The organism is Faecalibacillus sp. MSK20_93 (genome assembly GCF_020589945.1).
GTDB lineage: Bacteria > Bacillota_I > Bacilli_A > Erysipelotrichales > Coprobacillaceae > Faecalibacillus > Faecalibacillus intestinalis.
In genome coordinates this window covers 1-10,638 of the sequence record NZ_JAJDKA010000074.1, presented here as the reverse complement: position 1 = coordinate 10,638, position 10,638 = coordinate 1, and the positions used below count along the sequence as shown (strand labels likewise).

The 10,638-nt window shown below is 32.4% G+C and carries 11 protein-coding genes and 1 tRNA gene; 9 read left to right on the top strand and 3 right to left on the bottom strand.

The genetic code is table 11. The features are described from left to right. The first annotated feature begins 135 nt into the window (after positions 1–135). The 5 genes from LJD34_RS14595 to LJD34_RS14575 all read left to right on the top strand — a co-directional run bounded on the left by LJD34_RS14595 (position 136) and on the right by LJD34_RS14575 (position 4,193). Positions 136–948, top strand: coding sequence for an AAA family ATPase (locus tag LJD34_RS14595; protein ID WP_032091622.1), 813 nt, complete (start codon positions 136–138; stop codon positions 946–948). Positions 949–1,038: 90 nt separating this feature from the next. Then, the gene (locus tag LJD34_RS14590; RefSeq protein ID WP_227360243.1) at positions 1,039–1,407 is read left to right on the top strand and encodes a GntR family transcriptional regulator; all 369 of its coding nucleotides are present in this window, start codon (positions 1,039–1,041) and stop codon (positions 1,405–1,407) included. Next, the gene (locus LJD34_RS14585) at positions 1,404–2,291 is read left to right on the top strand and encodes an ABC transporter ATP-binding protein (protein ID WP_227360242.1); all 888 of its coding nucleotides are present in this window, start codon (positions 1,404–1,406) and stop codon (positions 2,289–2,291) included. The genes LJD34_RS14590 and LJD34_RS14585 overlap by 4 nt, the downstream gene beginning before the upstream one ends. Beyond that, on the top strand, positions 2,284–3,675 hold the full coding sequence (locus LJD34_RS14580; protein ID WP_227360241.1) for a hypothetical protein: 1,392 nt from the start codon (positions 2,284–2,286) through the stop codon (positions 3,673–3,675). Before LJD34_RS14585 ends, LJD34_RS14580 begins: the two co-directional genes overlap by 8 nt. Before the next feature lie 41 nt (positions 3,676–3,716). Beyond that, positions 3,717–4,193, top strand: a complete 477-nt coding sequence (locus LJD34_RS14575) for a VanZ family protein (protein ID WP_117481384.1) — start codon at positions 3,717–3,719, stop codon at positions 4,191–4,193. A gap of 62 nt (positions 4,194–4,255) precedes the next feature. On the opposite strand, the gene LJD34_RS14570 is transcribed toward LJD34_RS14575, so the two are convergent. The 3 genes from LJD34_RS14570 to LJD34_RS14560 form a co-directional block, all read right to left on the bottom strand. Continuing rightward, positions 4,256–5,194, bottom strand: a complete 939-nt coding sequence (locus LJD34_RS14570; RefSeq protein WP_227360240.1) for an NAD(P)H-binding protein — start codon at positions 5,192–5,194, stop codon at positions 4,256–4,258. An 85-nt stretch (positions 5,195–5,279) separates the two neighbouring features. After that, positions 5,280–6,158, bottom strand: a complete 879-nt coding sequence (locus tag LJD34_RS14565; RefSeq protein ID WP_032091628.1) for a LysR family transcriptional regulator — start codon at positions 6,156–6,158, stop codon at positions 5,280–5,282. A gap of 149 nt (positions 6,159–6,307) precedes the next feature. Further along, a tRNA-Trp gene (locus tag LJD34_RS14560) sits at positions 6,308–6,381 on the bottom strand. A 107-nt stretch (positions 6,382–6,488) separates the two neighbouring features. On the opposite strand from LJD34_RS14560, the gene LJD34_RS14555 reads away from it, so the two are divergent. From LJD34_RS14555 to LJD34_RS14540, 4 genes are all read left to right on the top strand, one after another. Then, entirely contained in the window at positions 6,489–6,623 is a 135-nt protein-coding gene (locus LJD34_RS14555) for a spore coat associated protein CotJA (protein WP_081919096.1), read from the top strand. Then, positions 6,616–6,897, top strand: a complete 282-nt coding sequence (locus tag LJD34_RS14550; protein ID WP_032091629.1) for a spore coat protein CotJB — start codon at positions 6,616–6,618, stop codon at positions 6,895–6,897. The genes LJD34_RS14555 and LJD34_RS14550 overlap by 8 nt, the downstream gene beginning before the upstream one ends. Next, entirely contained in the window at positions 6,855–7,277 is a 423-nt protein-coding gene (locus LJD34_RS14545) for a manganese catalase family protein (protein ID WP_227360239.1), read from the top strand. Before LJD34_RS14550 ends, LJD34_RS14545 begins: the two co-directional genes overlap by 43 nt. A 198-nt stretch (positions 7,278–7,475) precedes the next feature. Then, positions 7,476–10,529 carry an SrtB-anchored collagen-binding adhesin gene (locus tag LJD34_RS14540; RefSeq protein WP_148393265.1) on the top strand — a complete coding sequence of 1,018 codons (3,054 nt, stop codon included), beginning with the start codon at positions 7,476–7,478 and terminating at the stop codon, positions 10,527–10,529. Positions 10,530–10,638 lie beyond the last annotated feature (109 nt).

The window sequence follows — 10,638 nt, the reverse complement described above, 5'->3', positions numbered from 1 at the left end:
AAGACTAAAATCCACTTTGTCATATCTAAAGTGGAATTTAACTTTTCACTTTAGAATAATAATTTTTATTAACTTTCTCAATTGTTTTTATATTGAAAGTTCAATAAAATAAAATTATTAAAGGAGGTTCATTCTATGATCTATTTAAGTAGTTTTAAATTAAGCAATCAAACACTCAAAAATCCTAATATTTATCCCTATAATATCTTTAGAGATAAGTACATAGAGCCTTTTTCTTTTGCACCTATTACAATTTTTTATGGAAATAACGGGTGTGGAAAATCCACACTTCTTAACATCATTGCTGGTAAATTAAAAATAAAAGGAAAAGAAATGCCTGCAAGTAATGCTTACTATGAAAATTATTGTGAAAGATTTGAAAATGAATGTGCCTATAGCTTAGGCAGCAATGAAGATGGTATTCCTTTTTATCAACTACCTGAAAATAGTCGTTATATTAAAAGTGAAGATATTTTATATGAAATTAAAAAAATACAACAAAAAGCTATTTTAGAACATGGTTTAACTTATGATTATATGCAAGAAGGATTATCTTTAGAAAAAGCACAAAGTGTTTTAAATAAAAAGAAAGAACAACGTATTGAAAATATCATTTTTTCTCAAGAAAAGTATTCCAATGGTGAAACCTCTTTACAGTTCTTTCAAGAATATCTTTTACCAAATGCTCTTTATTTATTAGATGAACCAGAAGTTTCTTTATCTCCTGCAAATCAAGTTGCTTTAGCTCAAGAAATTAATGAACTAACACATTATTTAGGGTGTCAGTTTATTATTGCGACACACTCTCCTTTTATGTTAGGTACTTTAAACGCTAAAATTTATAATTTAGATGCAAGAGAATACGAAGTGACCCCTTGGTATAAATTAGAAAATGTTCGCTATTTTTATGATTTTTTCAAAAAACACGAAAAAGAATTCAATGATTGAGTTCTTTTTTTCTTTACCTTATTGACAAATCATTAAATGTATTATACTGTATTAGTGTACTAGTGACACTAATACAGTTAGGAGGACTCTATGTTTATAATAGATATTCAAAATAAAGTTCCTATTTTTGAACAACTCAAAAAACAAATCTTAGAATTTATCTCTATTGGCATTTTACTTCCTAATGATAAATTACCTTCGGTAAGATCTCTTGCAACAGATATTGGCGTTAATCCTAATACTGTTTCTAAGGCCTATCAAGAATTAGAGAACCAAGGTTATATTTATTCCGTTAAAGGAAAAGGATGTTTTATTGCTGATAATCAAACTGATCAATTGATTAAAGACGATAAATTTGATGATTTTAAAGGATGTGTCAATGAAATGAAAAAGCATCAAATTACCAAAGACAAATTATTAGAAATTATTGAAGAAGTATATAAGGAGGAAACGGTATGATTGAAATTAAAGATGTGATGAAATCTTTTGAAAATAAAAATGTTTTAAATCATTTAAATGTCACAATTTCCTCAGGAAGTATTTTTGGTTTGATTGGTCCTAATGGAGCTGGAAAATCAACCTTACTTTATTTATTAAATGGGATTTCTAAATGCGATGAAGGAAGTATTTTATTTGATGGAAAAGATGTTTATGAAAATCCTGATGTTAAAAAAGATATTTTATTCATTAGTGATGATCCCTACTATTTTCACTTTGCTACTATTGATGAAATGAAAGATTTCTATCTTACTTTTTATCCACAATTCAATTTAGAAACCTATCAACATTATGTTGATTTATTCCGTTTACCACAAAATAAACCTTTAAAAGACTATTCAAAAGGAATGAAAAGACAAGCAATGTTTGCTTTAGCACTTGCAATTGCACCAAAATATTTATTATTAGATGAAGCTTTTGATGGTTTAGACCCTGTTATGCGTTTAGCTTTTAAAAAAGCTATTAATCAAATCATTGATGAAAATATGACAGTCATTATTTCATCTCATAATTTAAGAGAATTAGAAGATATTTGTGATAGCTTTGGGATTTTAGACAATGGATGTATGACAACATCGGGTGATCTCTATGATATTAAAGATCATATTCATAAAATACAATTAGCTTTTAAAGAAGAATTAAACAAAGAAGAATTCAGTCATTTAGATGTTCTCTCTTTCCATAAACAATCTCGTGTTATTAATATGGTTGTTAAAGGAGACATCAATGAAATTAAAGATTATTTAAGAATGTTCAATCCAATTATGTTAGAAGTTTTATCTGTAAATTTAGAGGAAATATTTATTTATGAAATGGAAAGAAAGGGGTATGGTGTCTATGATTAATAAAGATTATTTTAAATATTTAATAAAACAAAATAAGAAATATCTTATTCTTATTTATGTAATTGGAATCATTATTCCTTTTCTACTAATCAATAAATTTGATTATGCACCTTTAAACGATGAAAATATAACGCGTTTTGCACAAATAATTCCTTTAGCTTATGGATTTGTGTTATCTTTTATTGTCCCTATTTATCTGTTTTCTTTTTTACAAAAAAAGAAAAGTAATATACTTTACTTTTCCTTACCAATAAAAAAAGAATCACTTTATTTAACAACAAGTTTATTTTCTTACTTTGCAACTATTCTACCTGTTGTTATTTACCAAATTATAAGCCAACTTATTAGTAACTATATGATTTCTTTTCCATTGGACAAATTTATTCTAGCAATAATTATCACCATCGTCCATATGTTTGCGATGAATACAATCATTACATTTGTAACACTTTCATCTCAAAATATGACTGATAGTTTAATTTGTTCGATTGCTTATATGATCATACCCTTTGTTGTTTTTCTTGCTCTTAATATTTGTGCAACCAAGGTAGCCCAAACATTTATGATGGGATATGGAAACTATTCACAATCATTAAAATTATTACTTAATTATATAAGTATTGTTTATAGTGGTTTTTTCCAAGGAAACTATTTATTATCGCCATTTGTTTCTAATACACCTATTATCTATTGGTTTATTTTAAGTATTATCTTTTCATTGATTAATTATCATTTATTTTTAAAACGTACACTCGAAAAAAGTGAAACATACACAAAATCTATCTTTATGTATCCATTGATTATTATTTTAAGTACATTATCAATGATGTTATTTGTGTATGATCTAGAGGATTTAAAAATGACAACTCTCATGTTTTCTGTTATTTTCATCATTTATTTAATTATGTATTATTTTTCAAAAAGAAAAGTTTATTTCAGTTGGAAAATTCCCTCTCTCTTTATTCTATTGATTATTGGTTGCATTGGTTTTTCTAATATTTATTCTAATACCAAAGGTCTTCATACAATTTATGAATTACCAAAAAACAAGGATATCCAAGAAATCTATTTTTCTACTGATCGTTATATTTTTGACGAAGATAAGCCATCAACTGTCGATAATCAAGAAATAGAGAATTTAACAACGAAAAATATTACAATTCAAAATAAAAAAAATTTCATGAAAAGTATGTACGAAATTATGAACAAAAATTTAATTACTAAATCCGCTGATTATCATGGTTATGAAAACTATTATGAATTAACGATTAGTTTTACAACTAAAAACACCATCAATCCAAACAGAAATTATATTATTAAGGATGAAAATATGGCAGCTGTACTCGATATTTTTTCTAAATATGACATCATTAAAAACAAATAGGTTGGGTATTACCTCAACCTATTTCTATAGAAGGAGTCTTTATGAAAAAAACTACACATATATTATTTACTATTTACATATTTTTAGTCATCTGGATCATACTTTTTAAATTATCTGTTTCTATTGATCAATTACCACATTTTAGAAGCATTAATTTAATTCCCTTCTATTATCCAAATAAGACAACTTATCAAATAAGAGAAGTTCTTGATAATCTGATTATTTTTATTCCTTTTGGGCTCTATTTAAAAACATTAAATATTAATAGTGATCGAACAATATTTCTTGGTTTTCTATTAAGCATTTCATTAGAATTATCTCAATATATCTTTTGTCTTGGAGCAAGTGATATTACAGATTTAATTACGAATACAACAGGCGTACTTGTCGGTGTTGGTCTTTATTATCTTTTAAAAAAGATTTTTAAAGAGAAGACCAATAAAATTATTTTAGCATTAGCAGCCATTGTAACGATTTTATTTGTTTCTTTGATCATTATTATTCTTATAAACAATTAATGCACATAAATCACAAGTTATTCACAATTGTGCATAATAAAAATGAGGTCTCCCTCATTTTTTTATTCTGTTGGATGACGATCACCTAATAAATAATCATCTACATGTTCAAAGATATATTGAATAGATAATGGTTTTCTTCCTGTAAGTGAACTAAAATCACTAACAGGAACATCTAAATAGCCTTGTGTGACAGTTGTTCCAAAAGTAACCATTCCTTCTGATGTTTCTTTAATTGGACTTTTTGAAAAATCTCCATCCGTATTTCTAGGAACACCAATTGAATCAAAATAAGCATAAAGTTCATCATCTGTAAGTCTTGTATAAGTGATATGATTTCCTGTTGCTTTGTTTCCAATAGCTAAGAAATCTTCATAAGATAGTGGTTCTAAACCATTAATATTTAAAACAGCTCGATGTAATAAATGATTATTTAAAGCACAAGCTGCTGCATAAGCGCAATCCTTACGTGAAATAAACCACACACGTCCATCACCCATATTTTTAGAAATTGTTGTTTCTTTAGCTTCTACTGCTCTTAAATAGTCACTTGTAAATGCTTCAACAAAAAGAGAATTTCTTAAAAAGATATAATCAAGCGATGTATTTTGAATAATTGCTTCTGTATAAGAATGATCTACATTTTCAATGCTTGGGTTAAATGGATGTGCTGCTGATAAAACAGATGTATAAATAATTTGTTTAACATTTGCTTTCACACATGCATCTACTGCATTTTTATGAGCTTGTCTTCTTTTTTCACCTACAAAAGGCATTGAAATCAATAAAACTTTATCCGCATTTTCAAAAACTTTAACAAGTCCTTCAGGATCATTAAAATTAGCTATAGCTGTTTGAATCCCTTGTTCCTTATATTCTTTTAAACTTTCTTCTTTAGGTGCTGTAAATACTAAATCTTCTTTGTTCATCAATTCTAAAGCGTATTTAGCCACTAATGAACCAAAATTTCCATCAACACCATTAATAACAATTTTACTCATCGTTCATACCTCCACATGTGAAAATTATATCATGAATATTTTTATAAAATAGACCTTAAAAATTAATAAAGACTATAAGTTTTTCTTATAGTCTAAAATAATCTTCTACATATTTCATAAATTGTTGTATCGCCTTTTTTCCATTATCTTGATGATATCCTACAGCATAATCAGCATGATGATGACTTTCTTTTAAAGGAATCACTGCTACTTGATCATTTTCACTAATGACCTCTGTGGCCGAAAGTCCTATTCCTTCCCCTAAAGAAATAGCCATCACATATTCATTTAAATCATCTACTTCTTTTTTTATATAAGGAATCATTCCATCTAAACGGAAAGCTTCCATATAATCATGATAGTACTCTTTTCCTTGTTTTTTCGATAAAACAATAAGAGGTTCATTTTTGATATCTTTAATTGTTACATATTCTTTATGACTTAAAGGATGTTCTAAAGAAGTAACGACACAAACATGTGAATGATAAATTGTACGATAAATAAGATCTGGATAATTTTTAAAGTTATTACTTAAGCCAAAAGCAATATCTATTTCTCGATTGTTTAATTTTTCAATACAGGTAAATAAATTAAAAGCTTTGATATCAATTGAAATAGTATCGTTTTCTTTGAATTGTTTAACAATAAATGGTACATGCTTTCTTTCAAAAGGACCTGTAATCCCAATCGTTAACACATCTTTTTGTAAATTTTCTTTAATATCATTATATTCATTTTTATAATCACTCAATAATTTCTTTGCAAGATCATAATACCTTTTTCCTTCTTCTGTTAATGTTGGATAATAAGTCCTACGATCAAAAAGAGAAAATCCCAAATCATTTTCCAATTTTGTGATTTGCTGAGAAATTGCTGATTGTGATAGATAAAATTTTTTGGCTGCTTTTGAAAAACTTCCTTGTTCGACTACTGCTATAAAATAATAAATTACTTGTTTAAACATCTTTATCACCCTATCTATCATATCATTTTATTCACATTAATGTTCAAATTGTGCGCAAAAAAGTGAATAACTTAAGTTATTCACTTTATTCACAACAATATTCACAATACGCAAATAAAAAACACATCTAAGATGTGTTTATCACAAACTGGCAGGGGTAGTAGGAGTCGAACCCACATCAACGGTTTTGGAGACCGGTATTCTACCATTGAACTATACCCCTAGTTTGGTTTACCTAATTAATATATCATATAAAAAACAATTATGCAATAGTTAATTGCCTATAAATTAAAAAAAATGTCTCATAAGATAATTTTGAGGAGGTTAAATATGAATGAATTAGAATTAACTATATCCTCTATCAAAATACAAACATTTAAAGATATCTATAAAATGAATGTTGCTTTTGATAAAGGAACTATTTTTAAACAATTGGATAAACCATGGGTGATGCAACGTGGATGATACATTATTACAAATAAGTAAATTGGATTTTTGTATCCAAGATGTTACTTTGTTTTTAGATACCCACCCTAATGATCAAGAAGCTAAAAAATATTATAAAGAAGGGATGAAGCATCTTTTAAAGATGAAAGAAACTTATTTAAAAAATGGCGGTGCTCTTACAAATAGAGACGGAAAGAATATTGAAAACTATATTAATGAACCATTTCCTTGGATGAAAGGAGGATCAACATGTGGTTGTATGAAAAGCGCTTGCAATATCCCGTTAATGTAAGAAAACCTGATGCTAAAACTGCTAAAATCGTTATTTCACAGCTTGGTGGACCTAATGGTGAATTAGGAGCAGCACTTCGTTATCTAAATCAACGCTATACGATGCCTTATCCAAGAATTCAAGCCTTATTGACAGACATTGGAACAGAAGAACTTGCTCATGTTGAAATTATTAGTACCCTTTTCTATCAACTTACCAATGGTCTAACACCTCAAGAAATTAAAGAAGGTGGATTAGATGCCTATTTTACTGATCATACATTAGGTGTCTATCCAACAAATAGTGCGGGTATTCCTTTTAGTGCCGATACTTTCCAATCTGTGGGAGATCCTATTTCTGATTTAACAGAAGACATGGCTGCTGAGGGTGCGACCTCATAAAGATAACAAGGCTAAAAAACCTTGAAAACACGCTATTTTTAGTAGGACAGGCTTTTTCTAGCTACGATTGCACAAAAACAAAAATACAGAAAATTGAAGATAAAATGAACTATCCTGCATAGTTCTAATGAATTTTAAGGCTAGACGTTCAGAAATGAGCGTCTATTTTTATACCCAAAATGAAAGGAGCATTAAACTATGAAAAAGACATGGAAACGATTGTGTACGGGCTTCTTAGCTCTTGCAACTATCGTTACTGCTTTACCGACGACACCCGTTCATGCAGAAAGCAAGCAATACTGGACGGAGTCAAAAGAGCGTGTCGGTATCGTTGAAAAAGTAATGAATGACGGTTCGATTGGTTCTACTTTTAACGAGGGACATTTGACCGTTGAGGGCGAGGACGCTTACTGTATCGACATTAACACAGATTTTAGGAACGGCTACAAGACCAGAGCTGACGCAAGCACCCGTATGAGTGCCGACCAGATAAGCGACGTTGCCTTATCTATCGAATATGTGAAACAGTACACAGACAGCCACAGCGGAATAAGCAACAATCATGCCTACCTTTTAAGACAGCTTGTTGTCTGGCAGAGATTGAGCGTACATCTAGGCTGGCAATGCGACAACGTGCGAGCTTCTTATGATGAAATTCCAAAGGCAACGCAGGACGAAGTTTTCTCTGGTGCAAGAGCCTTTATCAAAGAAAATAAGGGACGCTATGAATGTGGCGGTTATATCTACTCTGGCGAGGGGCAGGAATTGGGACAATTCTGGGCGAAACTGAATGTTGGAAATGCGAAACTTCAAAAGACTTCCAGTAATACCAGCATTACAGACGGTAACGAAATTTACTCAATCGCTGGTGCAACATACGGTGTCTTTTCTGATAAGGACTGCACAAAACAGCTTGCCACCCTTACGACTGATGAAAACGGAAATACAGATATTGTAGAGGTAAAGGCTGGCACAGTTTATATCAAGGAATTATCCGCACCAGCAGGATATAAAGTGGATAAAACAGTCTATCCATTAACAATCAAAGCTGGCGAAACAGCGACATTGAAAGTATCAGATACGCCAAAAGTAACAGACACTTTGATTGAACTTTTCAAGATTGATATGGAAACACAGAAAGACAATCCGCAAGGGAACGCTTCTTTAGCAGGTGCGGAATTTACATGGAAGTATTATGCAGGCTTCTATAACAAAGACAATCTCCCTGCCGAAGCTACTCGTACATGGGTTACAAAGACAATCGCTGAAACAGACAGCGACGGGACAACCCACTACATCACAAAATTAGCGGACGCATACAAGGTATCTGGCGACAGCTTCTATATGCAGGACGGTAAGGCGGTTCTTCCACTTGGAACGCTAACTGTTGAGGAAACAAAAGCTCCAAACGGCTACTTGTTAGACGGTGCATATATGCAGGCTGGCGATAAGTCTGAACAGATTAAGGGCTTATATGTAACACAGATTACCGAGGACGGCGACCTTGCCGTATTATCTGGAAGTAACCAGTTTTCCGTATCAGACAAAGTTATCCGTGGCGGTGTGAAAATTCAGAAACGAGATTTAGAAACGGGCGATACAAAGCCACAAGGAAGTGCCACTTTGAAAGATACTGCCTTTGACATCATTTCCTTAAATGATAATTCTGTTTTGGTTGAGGGTAAGCTATACAAGAAAAATGAAGTGGTAAAGACAATTCGTACCGATATTGAGGGTGTCGCTTCTACTTCTTCTGACCTTTTACCTTATGGAAAATTCCGTATCGTTGAAAGTGAAGCTCCCGACGGTTACTTAACTGACGGTGCAAAACCGATTGATTTTACAATCACAGAAAATGGAAAAATCGTGGACTTAACCGACGAAGCCCATTCTATCTATAATCAGATTAAGCGTGGAGATATTGAGGGTGTAAAAATCGGTGCAGGCACACACAAGCGTCTTGCTGATGTTCCCTTTAGGATCACAAGCAAGACGACGGGCGAAAATCATGTTGTGGTAACTGATGATAACGGGCAATTCTCCACTTCTGCTGAATGGGCTTCACATAAGCACAATACAAACGCAGGAAAGACCAGCGAGGACGGTGTGTGGTTTGGAACTTCTGAACCAGACGACAGCAAGGGTGCGTTACCTTACGATACCTATATCATTGAAGAATTACGCTCTGATAGTAACAAAGGCTTTGAACTTATCCCACCTTTTGAAATCGTGGTATCAAGAAATAACCTTGTGATTGATTTAGGAACGCTGACTGATGAATACGAAAAAGAAATCTCTATCCATACCTCAGCAACCGGCAAAGACGGCGAAAAGACTATCCTTGCAGGAAAAGAGATTACGATTATTGATACTGTAAAATTGGACGGACTTACAAAAGGCATAAAGTATCAGTTGAAAGGCTGGCAGATGTTAAAGGAAGAAAACGCCGAGCTTATCATTGACGGGAAACGTGTAGAAAACGATTATACCTTTGTCGCTGATGATGAAGAAATGAAAGTGGAAATTTCCTATACATTCAATGCGTCTGCTTTAGGTGGCAAGAACCTTGTTACCTTTGAAGAATTGTATGATTTAAGCAATCCAGACGAACCCGTAAAAGTTGCGGAACATAAAGACATTGAGAACGACGGGCAGACGGTACTTATCACAGAACGTATCATCAAAATTCATACAACTGCTACCGATAAGGACGGCAACAAAGAGATTGAAGCTGGAAAAGAGGTAACAATCATTGATACCGTAACCTTAGAGGGCTTAGAAGTCGGTACACAGTACAAACTTGTGGGCTGGGAGATGTTGAAAGAAGAAAATGCAGAGCTTCTTATCAATGGAAAACGTGTGGAAAGTGATTACACCTTTACTGCTGACAGCGAAACTATGAAAGTGGAAGTTTCCTTTACCTTTGACGCTACTTCTCTTGACGGAAAACAGCTTGTAACTTTTGAAGAATTGTACGACTTGAGCAATCCAGACGAGCCGAAGAAAGTTACCGAGCATAAAGACATTGAGGATAAGGGACAGACGATTACCTTTAAGGAAAAACCCGAAGCCCCAGAAAAACCAGAGAAACCCGAAACACCACAGACACCAGAAAAGCCAAACAGACCGAGCGACAGTCCCAAAACGGGCGATAACACAAACCTTTACGGACTGCTTGCACTTCTTTTGACCTCTGGTGCTGGACTGGCAGGTATCTTCTTCTACAAACGCCGTAAAATGAAAAAATCATAAGGCGGTAACGGTATGAGAAAAGAAAAATCACGCTCTCCGCCGAAGTTGTCAAACGGCAGACTTCCGCTTATTCTGGCTTGTCTGCCAACAACCTGCAAGAACACGGATA